Origin of the sequence: Mycobacterium tuberculosis H37Rv, from assembly GCF_000195955.2 — a bacterium.
GTDB lineage: Bacteria > Actinomycetota > Actinomycetes > Mycobacteriales > Mycobacteriaceae > Mycobacterium > Mycobacterium tuberculosis.
In genome coordinates, this window is record NC_000962.3 from 1,399,246 (window position 1) to 1,418,988 (window position 19,743).

Sequence of the window (19,743 nt, forward strand, 5' to 3'; positions counted from 1 at the left end):
CAACTCCTCGGTGAGACAACGGACAGGCAAACTGGGCTGCACCCGTCGGCTTAACCGCCGGTGGTGTTGCCGATCAGCTCGACGCCGCCGCCGTTCCAGCGGAACTTGACAACGTTGTTCAACCCGATGCCGCTGGCATACGTCAATGCCACCGTGTCTCCCGTGCACTGCGAGGTGTCGATGCCGGTGAACCCATAGGTATCGGGCACCCCCTGCGGTATGTACTTGCCGAGGTGGAACATCACCGCGCGGGTGGTCGGATTGCCGGCGTTCGTGTTGGCCTTGATGACCACCGCCGACAGCTGGGCACACTCGTTGTAGTTGCCGGCCAGCGGTTCTGGGTTCCAGGGCTGCTCACTGCGCGGATCGCGAGGAAGTTCGGAGACGACTTTGGCGATTGTGGGCGAGGCGAGGTTCACCGCACACGGGTCGACCGGCGCGGCGCTGTGGTTGCTGGGTGGGGCAGCTGTCGCGGACGGCGGGCTCGGTTCGCTGCTCGGCGGGGCCGGGTGAGCAGTTGACAGGGATGGGGTGGCCTCCGGCGTCTTAGCGACCGTGGAGTCGCCCGAACCGCAACCGGTCAACGTCGCGGCGACCAATGCAGCGACCACGCCAACACGCGGCGTGGTGGGGCAGGGTGGTGACCACACACCGGGCACCGTACCGCCATCGGGCCCGCGGGTGCGGTAGGCGTGGCCGGGTCACCACTAAACTTGACGGCCTGATGGCCTTCCCGGAATATTCGCCTGCGGCGTCCGCTGCGACGTTTGCTGACCTGCAGATTCATCCCCGCGTCTTGCGGGCGATCGGCGACGTCGGTTACGAGTCACCGACGGCTATCCAGGCGGCTACGATCCCGGCGTTGATGGCAGGCTCCGACGTGGTGGGGCTGGCGCAGACCGGCACCGGCAAGACGGCGGCATTTGCGATTCCGATGCTGTCCAAGATCGACATCACCAGCAAGGTGCCCCAGGCGCTGGTGCTGGTGCCCACCCGGGAGCTGGCTCTGCAGGTGGCCGAGGCGTTCGGCCGCTACGGTGCCTATCTGTCGCAACTCAACGTGCTGCCGATCTACGGCGGATCGTCGTATGCCGTGCAACTGGCCGGATTGAGACGCGGCGCGCAGGTGGTGGTTGGCACCCCCGGTCGTATGATAGACCATCTCGAACGGGCGACCTTGGACCTGTCGCGGGTGGACTTTCTAGTGCTCGATGAGGCCGATGAGATGCTGACCATGGGTTTCGCCGACGACGTTGAGCGCATTCTGTCCGAGACCCCCGAATACAAGCAGGTCGCCCTGTTTTCCGCGACCATGCCGCCGGCGATCCGCAAACTCAGCGCCAAGTATCTGCACGATCCGTTCGAAGTCACTTGTAAGGCGAAAACCGCTGTGGCCGAGAATATTTCGCAGAGCTACATTCAGGTAGCACGGAAGATGGACGCGCTCACCAGAGTGCTCGAAGTCGAGCCGTTCGAGGCGATGATCGTCTTTGTCCGCACCAAGCAGGCGACCGAGGAGATTGCCGAAAAGCTGCGTGCCCGAGGGTTTTCCGCGGCTGCCATCAGCGGTGACGTCCCGCAGGCGCAGCGGGAGCGGACCATCACGGCGCTGCGGGACGGCGACATCGATATCCTGGTCGCCACCGATGTGGCGGCGCGCGGACTCGACGTGGAGCGGATATCACACGTGCTTAACTACGACATCCCGCACGACACCGAGTCCTACGTACACCGGATCGGGCGCACCGGCAGGGCCGGGCGTTCGGGAGCCGCGCTGATATTCGTCTCGCCACGGGAGCTTCACCTGCTCAAGGCGATCGAAAAGGCTACGCGGCAAACGCTTACCGAGGCGCAATTGCCCACCGTCGAGGATGTCAACACCCAGCGGGTGGCCAAGTTCGCCGATTCCATCACCAATGCGCTGGGCGGTCCGGGAATCGAGCTGTTCCGCCGACTGGTCGAGGAGTATGAACGCGAGCATGATGTCCCGATGGCTGACATCGCCGCGGCACTGGCCGTGCAGTGCCGCGGCGGTGAGGCATTCCTGATGGCACCCGACCCGCCGCTTTCGCGGCGCAACCGCGACCAGCGTCGGGACCGTCCGCAAAGGCCCAAGCGTAGACCGGACTTGACCACCTACCGCGTCGCCGTCGGCAAGCGGCACAAGATCGGTCCAGGCGCCATCGTCGGCGCCATCGCCAATGAGGGTGGGCTGCACCGCAGCGACTTCGGTCAGATCCGTATCGGGCCAGACTTCTCGCTAGTAGAATTGCCGGCGAAGCTGCCCCGCGCGACGCTCAAAAAGCTTGCACAGACCCGTATCTCGGGTGTGCTGATCGACCTTCGGCCATACCGGCCGCCCGACGCGGCGCGCCGGCATAATGGCGGCAAACCACGGCGGAAACACGTCGGATGACCCTGCCCAAGGAAAGAGCCGCCCAGGGCGGACTCGAGCGGATCGCCCACGTGGACCGGGTGGCGTCGTTGACCGGGATCCGTGCTGTTGCCGCATTGCTGGTCGTCGGCACTCATGCGGCCTACACCACCGGCAAGTACACCCACGGCTATTGGGGCCTGATGTCGTCCCGCATGGAGATCGGCGTTCCGATCTTTTTCGTGCTGTCGGGGTTCCTGCTATTCCGGCCATGGGTTAAGTCCGCCGCTACCGGCGGCCCCCCGCCGTCGTTGAGCCGCTATGCGTGGCACCGGGTCCGGCGGATCATGCCCGCCTACACCGTCACCGTTCTGTTGGCCTACCTCGTCTATCACTTCCGCACGGCGGGGCCCAACCCCGGGCACACCTGGGTCGGGCTGTTCCGCAACCTCACCTTGACGCAGATCTATACCGACGGCTATCTGGGTGCGTTCCTGCATCAGGGTCTGACCCAAATGTGGAGCCTCGCGGTGGAGGTTGCCTTCTACCTGGCGTTGCCGGCGTTGGCATACCTACTGTTGGTGCTCGTCTGCCGGCGGCGATGGCAGCCCAGGTTGCTGTTGGCCACCATGGCGGGGCTGACGATGATCAGCCCGGCATGGTTGATCCTGGTGCACAACACGCACTGGATGCCCGACGGCGCTCGGCTGTGGCTACCCACCTATCTGGCTTGGTTCGTCGGCGGCATGATGCTGGCCGTGCTGGCGGCGATGGGCGTGCGCTGTTATGCATTCGTGGCCATACCGTTGGCGGTCATCTGCTACTTCATCGTCTCCACTCCGATCGCGGGCGCGCCCACGACGTCGCCCACAGCGCTGGCCGAGGCGCTGGTCAAGACCGCCTTCTATGCCGTGATCGCCGTGCTGGCGGTGGCACCGCTGGCCTTGGGTGACCAGGGGTGGTATGCCCAGTTGCTGGCCAGCCGGCCGATGGTGTTTCTTGGTGAGATCTCCTACGAGATCTTCCTGATCCATCTGGTGACCATGGAGATCGCCATGGTGGACGTGCTCGGGTATCGGGTTTACACCAGTTCGATGGTGAACCTTTGTCTCGTGACGCTGGTGCTGACGATCCCATTGGCGTGGTTGTTGCACCGTTTCACTCGGGTCCAGGGTGACCGGCCTTCCTAGCGGCGGCAGAAGCAGGTGTCACGATCGGGACGACGAACTCCGCGATCATCGCTCGTTCGTCGGCTTCGTCACGGCCGGGGAACATCAGCAGCGATGTGAGCATCCGGACCACCCAGCGGGCGCGGCGTTCGACGGTGGTCGGATCGTCGGGACCTAGTGAGTTGAGGAATGCCGCGGCCAGGGCCGCGATCACCTCGGACCGTCCGGCCATCTCGCCGCCGATCGGTGGGCGGGTGGTGGTAAACCACGCGGCCAACGCGGGGTTGTCGCGGACCATCCGCAACGTCGTGGTGATGCTCACCAGCAGCCGTTCGGCAGGTTCGACGACATCGGCGATCTTCACCATGATCTCGCGGCCGAGCCGGCGGGTCTCGCGGTGCACGTACGCGGTTCGCAGCGCCTCGCGGCTGTCGAAGTACCGATACAGTGTTGCGCGCGAACAGCCTGCGGCCTTGGCGATCTCGTTCATGCCGATCGACGCCGGGTCACGCTGCGTAAAGAGTCGCTCGGCGGCGTCGAGTATCCGATCTGCGGCTAACTCGGTCCGACGCGCGGACAGCCAGTCGGTACCCGCCATCAGGATGTCACTCGGAACGGCACCGACAGCGGACGCCGGACATAACTGCCGCCGGACCACACGATGCGTGACTCGGCCACCTCGAAGTCCGGGCACCGGGCCAGCAGTTCGGTCAGCGCCACCCGGCATTGCATCCGGGCCGCGGCCGCACCCAGGCAGTGGTGGGCGCCGTGGCTGAAGGTCAAGATGTTGCGCGGGCACCGAGTGACATCGAGTTCGGCTGCGTCCGGGCCGTATTGGCGTTCGTCACGGTTGGCCGAGCCGTACAGCAGCAGCACCCGGCGACCGGCCGGGATGGTGGTGTCACCGATCGTGACGTCGCGCGTGGTTGTGCGCGCCAGCCCCTGCACCGGCGAGGTGAGCCGCAGCAGCTCCTCGACCGCGTCGGGGATGCCCTCTGGGTCATCCAGCAGCAGCCGGCGCTGGTCGGGCCGCCGGTGCAGCAACGGCATCGAACCGCCTAGCATGCCGGTGACGGTGTCGTTGCCGCCGGTGACCATGGTGAACGTGAACGCCAGTATGGACAGTGTGCCGGCGGTGTCGCCGTCGGCGCCGACCCCGGCGGCTACCAGGTGGGAGATGGCGTCGTCGGCGGGCTCGGTGCGGCGTCGCTCGATCAGCCCGGTGAAGTAGGCCATCATCGAGCCGACCGCGTCCAGTGCGCCGGTGGTGGCGCCGTCAACCGCGTTCGCCGCCACGATGGCCTGGGTCCACCCGTCGAATTGCGTCCAATCCTCTTCGGGAACACCGAGATAGTGCGCCACCACCATCGACGGGAGCGGTTTGAATAGTTCGGTGACAATGTCGCCGCCACCGTTGGCGCGCAGCTTTTCGAGCCGCTCAACGACGAACTTGCGCACCGTGGGCTCGACGGTTTCGACCTGTCGTGGCGTGAAGCCGCGCGACACCAGCTTGCGAAACTCGGTGTGGACCGGCGGATCCTGCATCACCATGGGCGGGGTGTCGTGCAGTCCAATCATTTCCAGCTCGCCGTAGTTAACGGTCAAGCCTTGCGCCGACGAGAACGTCTGATGGTCCCGCGCTGCCGACCAGACGTCGGCGTGCCGGGACAGCACGTAGTAGTCGTACTCGGGACGCTGCGGCGGGACGACGTGGTGCACCGGGTCGTGGTCGCGCAACGCGCGGTACATCGGCCACGGATTCGGCCAGGTTTCGGCGGTGGCGAGCTGGAATTCGTGAGACATTACTGATGTCATGTCTTATGTCTAAGACATTCCATCGGTAATATCAATCGGCGATTGTGAATCTGGTGACGCGACACGCCGAGGACGCGTCGTGCGGTTCACACTCGGCGGGACGTCGCGACGGATCAGATCGCCGAGCCGGGATTGAGGATGCCCTGGGGGTCCAGCGCTTGCTTGATGCGCTGGTTGAGGGCCAGGACGTCGGGCCCGAGATAGCCGGCCAACCACGGCCGTTTCAACCGGCCCACGCCGTGTTCGCCGGTGATCGTGCCGCCCAGGCCGACGGCCAGGTCCATGATTTCGCCGTACGCGAGGTGGGCGCGCTCTAGCATCGCGGCATCTGCGGGGTCGTACACCAGCAACGGGTGGGTATTGCCGTCCCCGGCGTGGGCGATCACCGAGATCATCAGATTCCGCTCCTCGGCGATGCGCGCAATCCCGGTGACCAGTTCGCCCAGTGCGGGCAGCGGTACCCCGACGTCCTCGAGCAGCAACGCCCCCTTGCTCTCGACCGCCGGAATGGCGAACCGCCGGGCCGCAATGAACGCCTCGCCCTCATCCGGGTCGTCGGTCGAAAACACGTCTATCGCACCGTTTTCGGCGAACACGGCGGCCATCACGGCGGCGTCTTCGGTGGCCGCGCGGCCACGTTCATCAGAACCAGCCACCAGCATGGCCGCCGCATCGCGGTCCAGGTCCATCCGCAAGGTGTCCTCGACGGCGTTGATCGCCACCGAATCCATGAACTCCAGCATCGCGGGGCGAAGTCGGCCGGTAACCCCGAGCACCGCATCGACCGCCGCCTGCACCGAGCCGAAGCTGGCCACCACGATGCTCGATGCATTCTGTGCGGGCAGCAGTCGCAACGTCACCTCCGTGATGACGCCCAGCGTGCCTTCGCTGCCGACGAACAGTTTGGTCAGGGAAAGCCCGGCGACGTCCTTGAGCCGTGGGCCGCCCAGCCGGACCGCGGTGCCGTTGGCCAGCACAACCTGCATGCCCAGTACGTAGTCGCCTGTGACGCCGTACTTCACGCAGCACAGCCCGCCGGCGTTGGTGGCGATGTTGCCGCCGATGCTGCAGATCTCGAACGACGACGGATCCGGGGGATACCACAGGCCGTGTTCGGCGGCGGCCTCCTTCACCTCGGCGTTGTACAGGCCGGGCTGGCACACTGCGGTGCGGGTGACCGGGTCGACGGTGATGTCGCGCATCTTTTCGGTGGACAGCACGATCCCGCCATCCAGGGCGGTCGCCCCGCCCGAAAGGCCGCTACCGGCTCCTCGGGTCACCACGGGCACCTGGTTCGCACTGGCCCAACGCAGCACCGTCTGCACCTCTTCGGTGCGCCGTGGCCGGATGATTGCCAGCGGTTTGCCGGCCGAAGGGTCAAAGGCCCGGTCTTGCCGGTAGCCGTCGGTGACGGCGGGGTCGGTGACCACCATCCCCTCGGGCAGCTCGGCCATCAGGCCAGCCAGCACATCGGTATTCACTGAGCCGATCCTACGGGCCGATCGATGTCCGCTTGGGGCGCCAGATCCAGTTCGCGCAGCGCGGGCAGCCGGATCGCGACCAGCCCGGTGCACACGATGGGCAGTGCCAACGCGAGAAACGTGGCATGCAGTCCAGCGGCGTCGGTCAGTGGACCGGCCAGCAACAGACCCAACGGGCCGGCGGCGTAGGCCAGCGACGTCATCACCCCGACTACCCGGCCGCGCAGATGCTGTGCTGCCCGCGTCTGTATCACGTAGTTATAGATCGGCTGGATGGGTCCGTACACCAGGCCGACCACCGCGCACAACACCATGATGACCGGCAGTGGCGGCAGGAACGCGATGACCATCGATGCCAAACCCAGGGTAAGAACCGCGGTCGACATGGTCACGCGACGGGGAACGCGGATAGCCAACACGGCATACCCCAGCGCTCCCACCAGGCCGCCGCCGGCGATCGCCATCAACGCCCAACCCAGCTGCACCGGTTGCTGGTGGTCGGTGAAGTATTTCGGGAACAGCACGCTCTCCATCGGCAGATACAGCGCGGTGACGGTCAGGTCAATCATCCCGAGGGTGCGCAATACCCGCAGGTTCCAGACGAAGCGCAGCCCCTCGGCGATCCCGGATACCAACCCTTGGGGCCGCGAGGTGTGGTGCGGCTTGCCGGCACCCTCGAGTTGCAGGGCGGCAATCGCGAGGATGGACAACCCGAATGCCGTCGCGGTAATCCACATTGTGGTGATGCCGCCAACCGTCGCGATCATCAAGCCACCGATGGCCGGGCCGACAATAAAGGCCAGGTTGAGGATCGCCTCGTAGGCGCCGTTGATGCGGTCCAACGACCAGCCTGCCCGAGCGGCGGCCTCGGGCAGCATCGAGTCACGAGCCGTCATGCCTGCCGGGCCGAAGGCGGCCGCCAGGGCGGCCAATACGGCCAGCACCAGCACGTTGACCGCGTCGCCGCCGTACCCCCACGCCACCAGGGGGACGCCGGCCACCGCCGCACCCGACAGCGCATCGGCCACCATCGACACCCGGCGACGCCCGAAGTAGTCGACCGCGGTGCCGGCGACCAGCGTGGCGAACAACAGCGGCAGCATGGTCGCACTGGCCACGATCGAGGCCTGCCCAGCGCTGCCCTCGCGCTGCAACACCAGCCACGGAAACGCGACTATCGAGACGCCATCACCCGCGGCCGCCATCAGCGTTGCGAACAGGATCAGGAATGCCGGGCCGCGGTTGCTGTTTCTCATGAATATCGCGGCTGAATCTAGCGCCAAACCGGTATGGGGGCCACCGAATTTCTGCGCTGCCGCAGCCCGGATGCAGGATGTTCGTGTGCTCATGCATCCGAAGACCGGCCGGGCGTTCAGGTCCCCGGTAGAGCCCGGTTCCGGCTGGCCAGGTGATCCGGCGACACCGCAGACCCCGGTGGCTGCCGATGCCGCGCAGGTGTCAGCGCTGGCCGGGGGCGCTGGCTCGATCTGCGAACTCAACGCGCTGATCAGCGTGTGCCGGGCGTGTCCCCGGCTGGTCAGTTGGCGTGAGGAGGTCGCCGTCGTCAAGCGCCGTGCCTTCGCCGACCAGCCCTACTGGGGGCGCCCGGTGCCGGGGTGGGGGTCGAAGCGGCCGCGGTTGCTGATCCTCGGGCTGGCGCCCGCCGCGCACGGGGCCAACCGGACCGGACGAATGTTCACCGGCGATCGGTCGGGAGATCAGCTTTATGCAGCACTGCATAGGGCCGGCCTGGTGAACTCACCGGTCAGCGTCGACGCCGCGGACGGGCTGCGGGCCAACCGGATTCGGATCACCGCACCGGTGCGGTGTGCGCCCCCGGGCAACTCGCCGACACCGGCCGAGCGGCTGACATGCTCACCCTGGCTAAATGCGGAATGGCGGCTGGTGTCCGATCACATCCGTGCGATCGTCGCCCTCGGCGGGTTCGCCTGGCAGGTCGCGTTGCGCCTGGCGGGCGCGTCGGGGACACCCAAGCCGCGGTTCGGCCACGGCGTCGTTACCGAGCTGGGAGCCGGTGTGCGGCTACTGGGCTGCTACCACCCGAGCCAGCAGAATATGTTCACCGGTAGGTTGACTCCTACGATGCTCGACGACATTTTCCGTGAGGCCAAGAAGCTGGCCGGGATTGAGTGACGTGAAGACGGTTGTGGTTTCCGGCGCCAGTGTGGCCGGTACGGCGGCGGCGTACTGGCTTGGGCGGCACGGCTATTCGGTAACGATGGTGGAGCGCCATCCCGGGCTGCGACCAGGGGGGCAGGCTATTGATGTCCGAGGTCCGGCGCTGGATGTGTTGGAACGTATGGGGTTACTGGCAGCCGCCCAGGAACACAAGACGAGGATTCGGGGCGCCTCCTTCGTCGATCGTGACGGCAATGAGCTGTTCCGGGACACCGAATCGACGCCCACCGGCGGTCCAGTCAACAGTCCCGATATCGAGCTGCTACGTGACGATCTTGTCGAATTGCTCTACGGGGCAACTCAACCCAGCGTTGAATACCTGTTCGACGACAGCATTTCCACATTGCAGGACGACGGCGACTCGGTGCGGGTGACCTTTGAGCGCGCGGCGGCCCGCGAGTTCGACCTCGTTATCGGTGCCGACGGACTGCATTCCAACGTGCGCAGGTTGGTTTTCGGTCCGGAGGAGCAGTTTGTCAAGCGATTAGGAACTCACGCGGCGATTTTTACCGTGCCCAACTTCCTGGAGTTGGACTACTGGCAGACCTGGCATTACGGTGACTCCACCATGGCTGGCGTTTACAGTGCGCGCAACAACACCGAAGCCCGCGCTGCACTAGCCTTCATGGACACCGAACTGCGGATCGACTACCGCGACACCGAAGCTCAGTTCGCCGAACTGCAACGTCGGATGGCCGAGGACGGCTGGGTGCGCGCGCAACTGCTGCACTACATGCGCAGCGCACCGGATTTCTATTTCGACGAAATGTCGCAGATCCTGATGGATCGCTGGTCGCGGGGCAGGGTAGCGCTCGTTGGCGACGCTGGTTATTGCTGCTCGCCCTTGTCGGGGCAGGGGACCAGCGTCGCCCTGCTGGGTGCCTACATCCTGGCCGGCGAACTCAAGGCGGCCGGTGACGACTACCAACTCGGATTCGCCAATTACCACGCCGAATTTCACGGCTTTGTCGAGCGCAACCAATGGTTGGTCAGCGACAACATCCCCGGTGGTGCGCCGATACCGCAGGAGGAGTTCGAACGAATCGTGCATTCCATCACGATCAAGGACTACTGAGCGCCTTCACCCGGGCGCAGCCAGGATGGCGCTCGTCGGCCGCTTCACCGAACCTGAAGATCTGCAGACGAAGTACGAGTAGGGGCCGGCAAATTTACCGGCTCGACGCGCAGAAGCGCCGAGATTTAGCGGCGGGTCAATACGACGACCGGGATTGGCCGTGACGTCCGGCTCTGGTAGTTGGTGTATCGGTTGGCGTTGTTCTCGTTGACGATCTGCCAGAGCCGCGCGTAGTCCGGGTCGTGGGGCTGCACCGGTTTCGCTGTCACACCGAATCGCTTGGGCCCGACGTTGATTTCGACGTCCGGGTTGGCCTTGAGGTTGTGGTACCAACCCGGCGAGCGGGGATCGCCACCTTTGGACGCCACGATCAGGTACGCGTCGCCGTCGCGAGCATAGGTGAGTGACGTGGTTCGCGGCTGGCTCGTCTTGGCGCCGGTGGTATGCAGCAGCAAACTCGGTGGCGCGCCGGGGATTCGGTGTCCGATCCGACCGTTAGTGCCTCGGTAGATCGCGTCGTGCAGCCTGAGCAGCTGCACGCCTACGTGGCGCTCAAGCCATCGGGAAATGTCCATGGGGTCAGTCTTGCGCAGCGGCATCCTGTTGCGCCAGCGCCTCCCGCAGGATCCGTCCGGTGGCTTCCCGGTCCGGGTCGCGGCGCAGCATCATTCCCTTGGCGACCGACAGCTTGTCGCCGTTGCGCGGCGGTAATACGTGCAAGTGAACGTGGAACACCGTCTGAAAAGCGGCACGGCCGTCGTTGATGGCGATGTGTGTCGCGTCAGCCAACTTCGTGGCGCGGGCCGCCCGCGCGATGCGTTGGCCGATGGCGACCATGTCAGCCAACGCCTCCGGCGGGGTGTCGGTGAGGTCAACGGTGTGTCGCTTGGGCAGCACCAGCGTGTGGCCGCGGGTGAACGGGCGGATGTCGAGGATCGCGAGATAGCCGCCGTCCTCGTAGATCCGGATGGCCGGAGCCTCCCCGGCGATGATCGCACAGAACACGCAGGGCATGTCGCTACGGTACTGGACCTCTCGGAGACCGCCCAAGTGAACGGGATACGCTGCCGCCGTGGACCCTACTGACCTGGCCTTCGCCGGTGCCGCGGCACAGGCGCGGATGCTGGCTGACGGTGCACTCACCGCGCCGATGCTGCTCGAGGTCTACCTGCAACGAATTGAGCGTCTGGACAGCCACCTGCGCGCCTACCGGGTGGTGCAGTTCGACCGGGCGCGTGCGGAGGCCGAGGCCGCCCAGCAACGCCTCGACGCCGGTGAGCGGCTGCCGCTCCTGGGCGTGCCGATCGCCATCAAAGATGATGTCGACATCGCCGGGGAGGTGACGACATACGGCAGCGCCGGGCACGGTCCGGCCGCGACGTCCGACGCAGAGGTGGTTCGCCGGCTGCGCGCGGCAGGCGCTGTCATCATCGGCAAAACCAACGTGCCTGAGTTGATGATCATGCCCTTCACCGAGTCGCTGGCCTTCGGGGCCACCCGGAATCCGTGGTGCCTCAATCGAACCCCTGGCGGCAGCAGCGGCGGCAGCGCTGCGGCGGTAGCGGCCGGGCTGGCGCCAGTGGCACTGGGATCCGATGGTGGCGGATCGATTCGTATCCCGTGTACCTGGTGCGGTCTGTTTGGGCTGAAACCACAGCGCGATCGGATTTCCTTGGAGCCGCACGACGGGGCCTGGCAGGGGCTGAGCGTCAATGGCCCGATCGCGCGGTCGGTAATGGACGCGGCGTTGCTACTGGACGCGACCACAACGGTGCCTGGTCCCGAAGGCGAGTTTGTGGCCGCGGCCGCACGCCAACCCGGCCGGCTGCGAATTGCCTTGAGCACCAGGGTTCCAACCCCGCTGCCCGTTAGGTGCGGCAAGCAAGAACTGGCAGCCGTCCACCAGGCAGGTGCGTTGCTACGTGATCTGGGCCACGACGTCGTCGTCCGCGATCCCGACTATCCGGCTTCGACCTATGCCAACTACCTGCCCCGCTTTTTCCGCGGTATCAGCGACGACGCGGACGCGCAGGCGCACCCGGACCGCCTCGAAGCACGTACCCGAGCCATAGCGCGTCTAGGGTCGTTCTTCTCCGACCGGCGGATGGCGGCCCTGCGGGCCGCCGAGGTGGTGCTGAGCAGCCGGATCCAGTCGATCTTCGACGATGTCGACGTAGTTGTGACGCCAGGCGCCGCGACCGGCCCGTCCCGCATCGGCGCCTACCAACGCCGGGGTGCAGTTTCGACGTTGCTGCTGGTGGTGCAGCGGGTTCCGTACTTTCAAGTCTGGAATCTGACCGGCCAGCCCGCGGCCGTGGTGCCGTGGGACTTCGACGGCGACGGCCTGCCCATGTCGGTTCAACTCGTCGGCCGGCCGTATGACGAGGCGACGCTGCTGGCACTGGCCGCACAGATCGAATCTGCCAGACCCTGGGCCCATCGGCGGCCGTCGGTGTCATGACATTGCAGTCGCCCGCTCGTTTTTCACGTTTTTGCCCGGCCGCAGGACATGTGCGGCGGCGTTAACGTTGACTGGTGACAGACCACGTGCGCGAGGCGGACGACGCGAACATCGACGATCTGTTGGGCGACCTGGGCGGTACCGCGCGCGCCGAGCGTGCGAAGCTTGTCGAGTGGTTGCTCGAGCAGGGCATCACCCCCGACGAGATTCGGGCGACCAACCCGCCGTTGCTGCTGGCCACCCGCCACCTCGTCGGCGACGACGGCACCTACGTATCCGCAAGGGAGATTAGCGAGAACTATGGCGTTGACCTCGAGCTGCTGCAGCGGGTGCAGCGCGCTGTCGGTCTGGCCAGAGTGGATGATCCTGACGCGGTGGTGCACATGCGTGCCGACGGTGAGGCGGCCGCACGCGCACAGCGGTTCGTTGAGCTGGGGCTGAATCCCGACCAAGTCGTGCTGGTCGTGCGTGTGCTCGCCGAGGGCTTGTCACACGCCGCCGAGGCCATGCGCTACACCGCGCTGGAGGCCATTATGCGGCCGGGGGCTACCGAGTTGGACATCGCGAAGGGGTCGCAGGCGCTGGTGAGCCAGATCGTGCCGCTGCTGGGGCCGATGATCCAGGACATGCTGTTCATGCAGCTGCGGCACATGATGGAGACGGAGGCCGTCAACGCCGGAGAGCGTGCGGCCGGCAAGCCGCTACCGGGAGCGCGACAGGTCACCGTTGCCTTCGCCGACCTGGTCGGTTTCACCCAGCTAGGCGAAGTGGTGTCGGCCGAAGAGCTAGGGCACCTCGCCGGGCGGCTGGCCGGCCTCGCGCGTGACCTGACCGCTCCGCCGGTGTGGTTCATTAAGACGATCGGCGACGCGGTCATGTTGGTCTGTCCTGATCCGGCGCCATTGCTGGACACCGTGCTGAAGCTGGTCGAGGTCGTCGACACCGACAACAACTTTCCCCGGCTGCGAGCCGGCGTCGCCTCCGGGATGGCGGTTAGCCGGGCCGGCGACTGGTTCGGCAGCCCGGTCAACGTGGCAAGCCGGGTGACCGGGGTGGCGCGCCCGGGTGCCGTGCTGGTCGCGGATTCGGTGCGGGAGGCCCTTGGTGATGCCCCCGAAGCCGACGGATTTCAGTGGTCCTTCGCCGGCCCCCGTCGCCTCAGGGGAATCCGGGGTGACGTCAGGCTTTTTCGAGTCCGGCGAGGGGCCACTCGCACCGGCTCCGGCGGCGCGGCCCAAGACGACGATTTGGCCGGCTCGTCACCGTAGGCAGGCACACCGGTACACATGGGCAGACCCGGCGTGACTCTCGGGGGGCGTCTGACACCGCCTTCTGCGGGTCTTGCGCGGCCGGCCTTCACCCCGTCTTCCGGCACTTTCGATTGGTCACTAACCGGGCCTGCTTCGATACCAAAAATACAACGTCGAATGGCTGATCACAATGGTTCTCGCCAGGCCGGACGCTGTTTTCGCGCCGGCCAGGAACCGGTGTCACGTTTCGCTGCCGGTGAACGCGATGTCATTAAAGATGAAAGTATGTAATCATGTAATTATGAGGCACCATCACATGCACGGGCGGCGCTACGGTCGCCCCGGCGGCTGGCAGCAAGCTCAGCAACCAGATGCCAGTGGGGCGGCGGAATGGTTCGCTGGCCGCCTGCCCGAGGACTGGTTCGACGGCGACCCCACCGTCATCGTCGACCGTGAAGAAATTACGGTGATTGGCAAGCTGCCTGGACTCGAGAGCCCCGAGGAAGAAAGTGCGGCCCGAGCCTCGGGCCGCGTGTCGCGATTCCGCGACGAAACCCGACCGGAGCGAATGACTATCGCCGATGAAGCCCAGAATCGCTACGGACGCAAGGTGTCCTGGGGCGTCGAGGTCGGTGGTGAGCGAATCTTGTTCACGCACATCGCAGTACCGGTGATGACGCGGTTAAAGCAGCCGGAACGGCAGGTGCTGGACACCTTGGTCGACGCTGGCGTGGCTCGTTCCCGCTCGGATGCCCTCGCGTGGTCGGTCAAGCTGGTCGGCGAGCACACCGAGGAGTGGCTGGCCAAGCTGCGCACCGCCATGTCGGCGGTGGACGATCTGCGCGCGCAAGGCCCGGATCTTCCGGCCTAAACGGCCACCGCCGAATGCGTCATTCCTTGTTGACTTTGTCAACGATCTTGGCGGCGATCTGGCCTGCTTGATTGGTGATCCGGTACCCGCATGCGTTGACGTCGACGACCACATTGTTGGCCACGCTCATCGCGCGTTGGCATTCCCAGCCCTCAGCGCCTTCTTGGGTGTCTATCACCGTGATCGTCGGCGGGCTGCCTTTGACGTCGGCAAACGTCCACCGGTAGGTCTTGGCCTTATTCGTGACGGTGACCGTCTTGCCTGCGCAGTTCTTCCATTTGTCGGCCGAAGTCTGCACGAACGCGCGGGCTTTGTCGGCGGTCGGAAAGGCGACGACGGCTTGGTTCACCCAATGTTCGTAGTTGTCGCCCGGCTCGGATGAAATCAAGCCGTTGATGGCGGTGTAGCCGGTGCCGGCATACACCGGATCCTGGCTGGTATACAGCGCGCCCTGGCAGTCCGGCAGGGACACCGTCACCGGCGAAGAGTCCATCGATGTGATCGGTTTGCCCGGCTGCATGGACGACGAGCCCATCACGGCGTTGACTTCTGAGGAGTTCAGCAGTAGGGCGCTAAGGCGCTCCTCCGCAACCGGCTGAGGCGGCTGTACCGGCTTGGGCCGGATGGCGATCCAGATGCCGATGGCGCCCAACACGAGGACGAGCACGACGGCGGCGGCGCCGGCCACTAAGGGCCACGGGTTGGTTTTGCGCGGGGTCTGGGCCCAGGGGCTGGGGCCGCCGGACGGCGGTGCGCCCCAGCCGCCGCCCTGGTAGTACTGCGGGGTGGGAGTGGGTCCGCTGGCCGGCATCGGGCCGCTATTGGGCGCCCAGGACGGCTGGCCGGTGGGGCCAGGCCGCTGTCCGGCAGGCCCCGGCTGGGCCGGGGGCGTGTAGGACGGCTTTGGTGCCGGCTGGACACCCGGCGGGGTGACGGGGGGTGCGGGTGGCTGCCGAGGAGCCATGGCGGTGGCCGGCATGGTCGGAGGCGGGACGGGCTTAGGCGGCGCGGGCAGGGTGGATTCTTGGCTGCGGCGCAGGATGTCGGCGGCGTGGTCTTGGTCGGGGTCGCTGAGCGCTTCGTGGGCGGCCAGGGCCAGGTCGCCGGCGCTGGCGTAGCGGTCTTCGGGCTTTTTGGCCATGCCGCGGGCGACCACCGCGTCAAAGGCTTTGGGGATGCCCGGGCGGATGGCGCTGGGCTGGGGGATGGGTCCCATCAGGTGGGAGCTGACCAGTGTGCCGGCGCTGTCGGCGCGATACGGCGGGGCCCCGGTCAAGCATTCGTGCAGCACGCAGGCCAGCGCGTAGATGTCGGCGCGGTAGGTTACCTCGTCGTTGGAGAACCGTTCGGGGGCCATGTATTTCCAGGTGCCCACCGCGGTGCCTAACTGGGTCAGTTTCTCGTCGGTGGTCGCACTGGCGATCCCGAAGTCGACCAGATAGGCAAAGTCGTCGCGGGTGATCAGAATGTTTTGCGGTTTGACGTCGCGGTGCATCACCCCGTCGGCGTGTGCGGCATCGAGCGCCGAGGCGATCTGGGTGATGATGGCCACCGCGCGCGGTGGGGTCAGCGGGCCGAAGCGTTTGAGCACGCTGTCAAGGTCGGTGCCCTCCACCAGGCGCATCTCCAAAAACATTTGGCCGTCGACTTCGCCGTAGTCGTGGATGGGCACCACGTGAGGTTCCTGCAACCGGCCGGCGATGCGGGCTTCGCGTTTCATCCGCTCGCGAAACACCGGGTCCTTGCTGAATTCCGCGGTCATCAGCTTGACGGCGACGGTCCACTCCTTGACGGTGTGCTCGGCCTCGTAGACCTCGCCCATCCCGCCCCGGCCCAACAGCCGTTTGAGGTGGTAGGGCCCAAACATCGAGCCCACCCGCGAGTCCTGTGCGTCGCTCATCGCTGATCCTCCCAACCAACCCGCTGCCGCCGACACTATCAACAACGGTCAGGTATCACGTCGGCTGCGATCGCCGGGCCCAGCAACCTTGCCAGGCAACAATGACGCTAGGCCTTCGCCGGCTCGACCGCACGAAAATCTGCCACATCTTCGCGGGATGTCGGCGACTGCGGTGGCTGTGCCATTCGCTGGTACGCGCCGCTGTTCGGCTACCGAAAAGTGTTGTGGTAATTGGTTACCGCAGCCCAGCGCCGGCGGCCAGCGCGCGACGTTGCCACGAAAAGCTTTGTGTAGCAGTCATATCCGTGGACATCGGTGTTAAGGGCTTGTGTCCACGGATCTACGTGCCGCCATGCGTCCCCGCGCTGATCTGGAACGTGAATTCATGGTCACAGATGCGAATGTGGTCGCCGTCGTTCAGCGTGACCGCGGAGCGGATTCGCTCGTGCTGCACATGCACGCCGTTGGACGATCGGAGGTCGTTGATGACGTAGTTGGTGCCCGTGTCGACGATGACGGCGTGGTGGCGGCTGACGTTGGCGCTGTCTAGGACGATGTCGTTGTCATGCAGACGCCCGATCCGGGTCGCCGCGGCTTGCAGTGGGTAGCCGCGACCCGAGGCGATGTCGTGCAGGTAGGCCACCGCCTGCTGGCCCGACGCCATGGTGCGCTGATCGAGCACCGTGACGGTGCCGGCAGCGGTGGTTTTGGCGGACTTCTTGGCATCCAGCGGTTGCTGACGCAGAATCCGCTCGTTGAGAGCGCGCAACGTCGGACCGGGGTCGATGCCGAGGTCGTCGGCCAGTGTTGTCTTCACCCGGCGATAGGCGCCCAGCGCATCGGATTGCCGGTCGGAGAGGTAGTAGGCGGTGATCAGCTGTGTCCACAGCGGCTCCCGGTAGGGGTGTTCGAATGTCAGAGCCTCGAGCTCGGCGATCACTGCGCTGGCCCGCCCACACGCGATTTCGGCCTCCGCCTTGGCGGTATGGGCAAGAACCTTGTCTTCTACCAGCGCCGTGGCAAAGGGTTCGACGAACTGGAAGTCGCGCAGGTCATCGAGCACCGGCCCACGCCATTCTCTCAATGCGGCCGACAGGTGGCGGCTGGCTTGTTCGAACCGGCCGGCGGCGGCCGCGTGCACGCCCGCGGTTTTTTCGGCAACAAACCGCCCCAGATCGCAAGTGTTGTCGGGGATGCTGAGCCGATAACCCGGCGGCGCTGCGGCCAACACCACCCGTGGGTCGATCCCGGCGCCACCGAGGAGCTTACGCAGATTAGACACGTAGGAGTGGATACTCGCGCGTGCGCCCGAGGGTGGCCACTCCTCCCAGAGGGCGGTGATTAGGGCGTCGACTCCTACGGGCCTGTTGCGGTTGATGACCAACATGGCTAGCACAGCCCGTTGCTTGGGGGTGCCCGATGGCACCGGGGTGCCGTCGATAGTCATCTGCAATGGTCCAAGCAGGCCGAAGTCGAGCCGCTTCTCCACTGTCGCGCTACCAGCCATTGCGGGTCCTCCGTGGCTTGCGGTGCCAAGGTGCCAATAGGGTGTCGCTACCGGTCATTGTGATACCACGTTTCGCCGATGCGGTAAGAACCCAGGATCTCGGCACGCCGTGCGATGTACCGGGTCGGTGGCCCTTGACAGCGGCATCGGCTGTTTCCATGCGGGTGAAATGCTGGCCCTGTAAAGATGATCGTGAATGTCCCACGGGAATCCTGTTGGTGCTCATCCAAACATGCGATCGGCGGGCAGCCGACCCGGTGTTCTTGCAACGAGTGGCTGCCCGCTGTGGTGATCGACATTCGAGCGCGGTTCAGGTGGTGACGGCCATGAAGTCGTGGCTGGTGGCCCACGCCTCGACGAAGGTTTCCATCGGGATCTGCTCGTCGCGGCCCGTGGGGGTACCGCTGTCGTTGAGGTGAACAATGCCGTTTTCGGTATCGACACCGGTCACCACCACGGCGTGGTCAGACCGCGGGTTGCCGGCACTGTCGGTTTCCTCGACGGGCTGGCCCCAGATCATCTCGGCGTTGATGCTGACGATCACGGCGTGCCCGCTGCCCAGATACTGCTCGAGGGCGGCCATGCCGGTGGCGACTCCGGTGGCTGTGGCGTGGTCCTCGTCGGTGATAACGGCGTCGACGCCGTAATGCGCCAGCAGCGTCGGTATGTCGGCCACGCTGGTACCCATTCCCGAGTTCGGGTGCTCGGCGTCGGCCGGCTTTGTGTAGATGGACCCGGGGTGCACGACGCTGGGTGTCGACTGGGCCACTTTGATGATGGCGCGCTCGGAAGGCTCCCTGCCGGTCACTTGACCGATCACGTCCGCGGCCGACATCAGGACGCAGTCGTCGTATGTCTGCTGGCGCCAGTACTTGGCGGCGGCTGCCGGGTCGCCATACATGGTGCCCGCCGCTGCGTCGGCGGGGCTGGCCAATCCCAGTGCAACGGCACCGGCGGCCAGCGCGAAGGTGGCGGTCTTGAAGGCGGTGGCGATTTTGCTGGTCGTCATCGTCGGTCCTTTTCTCGTTCCGCTATGCGGAGTGGATGTTGAGAAAAGGTTCCGATGGTGACCTTTTTGTTATCTCTAGGAATTCTTGGAGTGATCTGCAGTGGTCAGCCGAGGTTCACCGGTCGCGGGCAGGCCGATCTGCGCGGGCGCAGTCGACAGCGTTGCTACCGGGATGCACGGCGGTACCGACGATCGGTCGGCTGCCTAAGCGGGCGTGCGGGATTAGTTGCAGGCCCAGGTGTCGATGTAGCCGCCGCCGAGCTTGGTCAGGGCGTCCTTCATGGCGGCGGCCAAGGTGGGTCCAACTCCTCCCTGGTATGCCCTATCGTTGGCGGCGACGGCGCCGCAGGCGGTGAAACTGGTGAGCACCTTGCAGTCGGAGTAGCCACACGACTTGACGGCGGTGGCTTCGGCAGCCGCCCGGGTTGGGTAGTCCCACGATCGGCCCCACGAGCCGTTGCCGGAGTAGGCAATTGCGCCATAGACATCGGCGGCATTTGCTGGTGCGGGAGCCAGGGTGACGGTCGTCGCGGCGGCAGTGGCGACGCCGGCGACGGCCACCGCGAACCGTCGCCGAAGAGTAATCATCGTCGTCATTGGTGAGTCCTTTCCGAATGCCGGCGGTGCGGCGG

General features: G+C 65.8%; 18 protein-coding genes and 1 other RNA gene. 7 read left to right on the plus strand and 12 right to left on the minus strand.

What is annotated here, in order from left to right:
* Positions 1 to 50 precede the first annotated feature (50 nt).
* Positions 51 to 659 (minus strand): lipoprotein LprE, encoded by a 609-nt coding sequence (gene lprE, locus Rv1252c; RefSeq protein ID NP_215768.1) that lies wholly within the window; start codon positions 657 to 659, stop codon positions 51 to 53.
* Positions 660 to 724: 65 nt separating this feature from the next.
* Between lprE and deaD the strand changes: the two genes are divergently transcribed.
* Both deaD and Rv1254 read left to right on the plus strand, forming a co-directional pair.
* Positions 725 to 2,416, plus strand: coding sequence for an ATP-dependent RNA helicase DeaD (gene deaD, locus Rv1253; protein NP_215769.1), 1,692 nt, complete (start codon positions 725 to 727; stop codon positions 2,414 to 2,416).
* On the plus strand, positions 2,413 to 3,564 hold the full coding sequence (locus Rv1254; RefSeq protein ID NP_215770.1) for an acyltransferase: 1,152 nt from the start codon (positions 2,413 to 2,415) through the stop codon (positions 3,562 to 3,564). Before deaD ends, Rv1254 begins: the two co-directional genes overlap by 4 nt.
* On the opposite strand, the gene Rv1255c is transcribed toward Rv1254, so the two are convergent.
* The 4 genes from Rv1255c to Rv1258c form a co-directional block, all read right to left on the minus strand.
* Positions 3,533 to 4,141 carry an HTH-type transcriptional regulator gene (locus tag Rv1255c; protein ID NP_215771.1) on the minus strand — a complete coding sequence of 203 codons (609 nt, stop codon included), beginning with the start codon at positions 4,139 to 4,141 and terminating at the stop codon, positions 3,533 to 3,535. The two genes, Rv1254 and Rv1255c, sit on opposite strands and share 32 nt — an antisense overlap.
* A complete protein-coding gene (gene cyp130, locus Rv1256c; protein NP_215772.1) occupies positions 4,141 to 5,358 on the minus strand; it encodes a cytochrome P450 Cyp130 in 1,218 nt (405 codons plus the stop codon). The genes Rv1255c and cyp130 overlap by 1 nt, the downstream gene beginning before the upstream one ends.
* Positions 5,359 to 5,471: 113 nt before the next feature.
* A complete protein-coding gene (locus Rv1257c) occupies positions 5,472 to 6,839 on the minus strand; it encodes an oxidoreductase (RefSeq protein ID NP_215773.1) in 1,368 nt (455 codons plus the stop codon).
* The gene (locus Rv1258c) at positions 6,836 to 8,095 is read right to left on the minus strand and encodes a multidrug-efflux transporter (RefSeq protein ID NP_215774.1); all 1,260 of its coding nucleotides are present in this window, start codon (positions 8,093 to 8,095) and stop codon (positions 6,836 to 6,838) included. The genes Rv1257c and Rv1258c overlap by 4 nt, the downstream gene beginning before the upstream one ends.
* Between Rv1258c and udgB the strand changes: the two genes are divergently transcribed.
* Positions 8,094 to 8,993: a uracil DNA glycosylase gene (gene udgB, locus Rv1259; RefSeq protein ID NP_215775.1), complete on the plus strand. Its 900-nt coding sequence runs from the start codon at positions 8,094 to 8,096 to the stop codon at positions 8,991 to 8,993. The genes Rv1258c and udgB overlap by 2 nt on opposite strands.
* 1 nt (position 8,994) lies before the next feature.
* Positions 8,995 to 10,113 carry an oxidoreductase gene (locus tag Rv1260; RefSeq protein ID NP_215776.1) on the plus strand — a complete coding sequence of 373 codons (1,119 nt, stop codon included), beginning with the start codon at positions 8,995 to 8,997 and terminating at the stop codon, positions 10,111 to 10,113.
* Positions 10,114 to 10,238: 125 nt separating this feature from the next.
* Here the strand turns inward: Rv1260 and Rv1261c are convergent, their stop codons facing one another.
* A complete protein-coding gene (locus Rv1261c) occupies positions 10,239 to 10,688 on the minus strand; it encodes a hypothetical protein (protein NP_215777.1) in 450 nt (149 codons plus the stop codon).
* A gap of 4 nt (positions 10,689 to 10,692) precedes the next feature.
* Positions 10,693 to 11,127 carry a hypothetical protein gene (locus tag Rv1262c; RefSeq protein NP_215778.1) on the minus strand — a complete coding sequence of 145 codons (435 nt, stop codon included), beginning with the start codon at positions 11,125 to 11,127 and terminating at the stop codon, positions 10,693 to 10,695.
* Between the two features lie 58 nt (positions 11,128 to 11,185).
* Here Rv1262c and amiB2 point away from each other — a divergent pair, with 58 nt between their 5' ends.
* Together amiB2 and Rv1264 are read left to right on the plus strand one after the other, a co-directional pair.
* The gene (gene amiB2, locus Rv1263; RefSeq protein NP_215779.1) at positions 11,186 to 12,574 is read left to right on the plus strand and encodes an amidase AmiB; all 1,389 of its coding nucleotides are present in this window, start codon (positions 11,186 to 11,188) and stop codon (positions 12,572 to 12,574) included.
* 74 nt (positions 12,575 to 12,648) lie between these two features.
* A complete protein-coding gene (locus tag Rv1264; RefSeq protein NP_215780.1) occupies positions 12,649 to 13,842 on the plus strand; it encodes an adenylyl cyclase in 1,194 nt (397 codons plus the stop codon).
* 6 nt (positions 13,843 to 13,848) lie between these two features.
* On the opposite strand, the gene mcr11 is transcribed toward Rv1264, so the two are convergent.
* Positions 13,849 to 13,979: non-coding RNA, Putative small regulatory RNA (mcr11, locus tag RVnc0013), on the minus strand.
* A gap of 35 nt (positions 13,980 to 14,014) precedes the next feature.
* Between mcr11 and Rv1265 the strand changes: the two genes are divergently transcribed.
* The gene (locus Rv1265) at positions 14,015 to 14,695 is read left to right on the plus strand and encodes a hypothetical protein (RefSeq protein ID NP_215781.1); all 681 of its coding nucleotides are present in this window, start codon (positions 14,015 to 14,017) and stop codon (positions 14,693 to 14,695) included.
* A gap of 19 nt (positions 14,696 to 14,714) precedes the next feature.
* Here Rv1265 and pknH read toward each other — a convergent pair whose 3' ends face one another.
* The 4 genes from pknH to Rv1269c all read right to left on the minus strand — a co-directional run bounded on the left by pknH (position 14,715) and on the right by Rv1269c (position 19,708).
* On the minus strand, positions 14,715 to 16,595 hold the full coding sequence (pknH, locus tag Rv1266c; RefSeq protein NP_215782.1) for a serine/threonine-protein kinase PknH: 1,881 nt from the start codon (positions 16,593 to 16,595) through the stop codon (positions 14,715 to 14,717).
* A gap of 340 nt (positions 16,596 to 16,935) precedes the next feature.
* Positions 16,936 to 18,102 (minus strand): transcriptional regulator EmbR, encoded by a 1,167-nt coding sequence (gene embR / locus Rv1267c; protein NP_215783.1) that lies wholly within the window; start codon positions 18,100 to 18,102, stop codon positions 16,936 to 16,938.
* 310 nt (positions 18,103 to 18,412) lie between these two features.
* Positions 18,413 to 19,111, minus strand: a complete 699-nt coding sequence (locus Rv1268c; RefSeq protein ID NP_215784.1) for a hypothetical protein — start codon at positions 19,109 to 19,111, stop codon at positions 18,413 to 18,415.
* A gap of 222 nt (positions 19,112 to 19,333) precedes the next feature.
* The gene (locus Rv1269c) at positions 19,334 to 19,708 is read right to left on the minus strand and encodes a hypothetical protein (RefSeq protein NP_215785.1); all 375 of its coding nucleotides are present in this window, start codon (positions 19,706 to 19,708) and stop codon (positions 19,334 to 19,336) included.
* Between the last annotated feature and the right edge of the window lie 35 nt (positions 19,709 to 19,743).

Bases quoted from the DNA above. Each gene is read 5' to 3' on its own strand.
- Rv1261c (NP_215777.1), bottom strand. From the start codon at position 10,688: ATGGACATTTCCCGATGGCTTGAGCGCCACGTAGGCGTGCAGCTGCTC.
- Rv1262c (NP_215778.1), bottom strand. From the start codon at position 11,127: ATGCCCTGCGTGTTCTGTGCGATCATCGCCGGGGAGGCTCCGGCCATC.
- embR (NP_215783.1), bottom strand. From the start codon at position 18,102: ATGGCTGGTAGCGCGACAGTGGAGAAGCGGCTCGACTTCGGCCTGCTT.
- pknH (NP_215782.1), bottom strand. From the start codon at position 16,595: ATGAGCGACGCACAGGACTCGCGGGTGGGCTCGATGTTTGGGCCCTAC.
- Rv1269c (NP_215785.1), bottom strand. From the start codon at position 19,708: ATGACGACGATGATTACTCTTCGGCGACGGTTCGCGGTGGCCGTCGCC.
- Rv1255c (NP_215771.1), bottom strand. From the start codon at position 4,141: ATGGCGGGTACCGACTGGCTGTCCGCGCGTCGGACCGAGTTAGCCGCA.
- Rv1265 (NP_215781.1), top strand. From the start codon at position 14,015: ATGGTTCTCGCCAGGCCGGACGCTGTTTTCGCGCCGGCCAGGAACCGG.
- udgB (NP_215775.1), top strand. From the start codon at position 8,094: ATGAATATCGCGGCTGAATCTAGCGCCAAACCGGTATGGGGGCCACCG.
- Rv1268c (NP_215784.1), bottom strand. From the start codon at position 19,111: ATGACGACCAGCAAAATCGCCACCGCCTTCAAGACCGCCACCTTCGCG.
- Rv1258c (NP_215774.1), bottom strand. From the start codon at position 8,095: ATGAGAAACAGCAACCGCGGCCCGGCATTCCTGATCCTGTTCGCAACG.
- Rv1254 (NP_215770.1), top strand. From the start codon at position 2,413: ATGACCCTGCCCAAGGAAAGAGCCGCCCAGGGCGGACTCGAGCGGATC.
- cyp130 (NP_215772.1), bottom strand. From the start codon at position 5,358: ATGACATCAGTAATGTCTCACGAATTCCAGCTCGCCACCGCCGAAACC.
- deaD (NP_215769.1), top strand. From the start codon at position 725: ATGGCCTTCCCGGAATATTCGCCTGCGGCGTCCGCTGCGACGTTTGCT.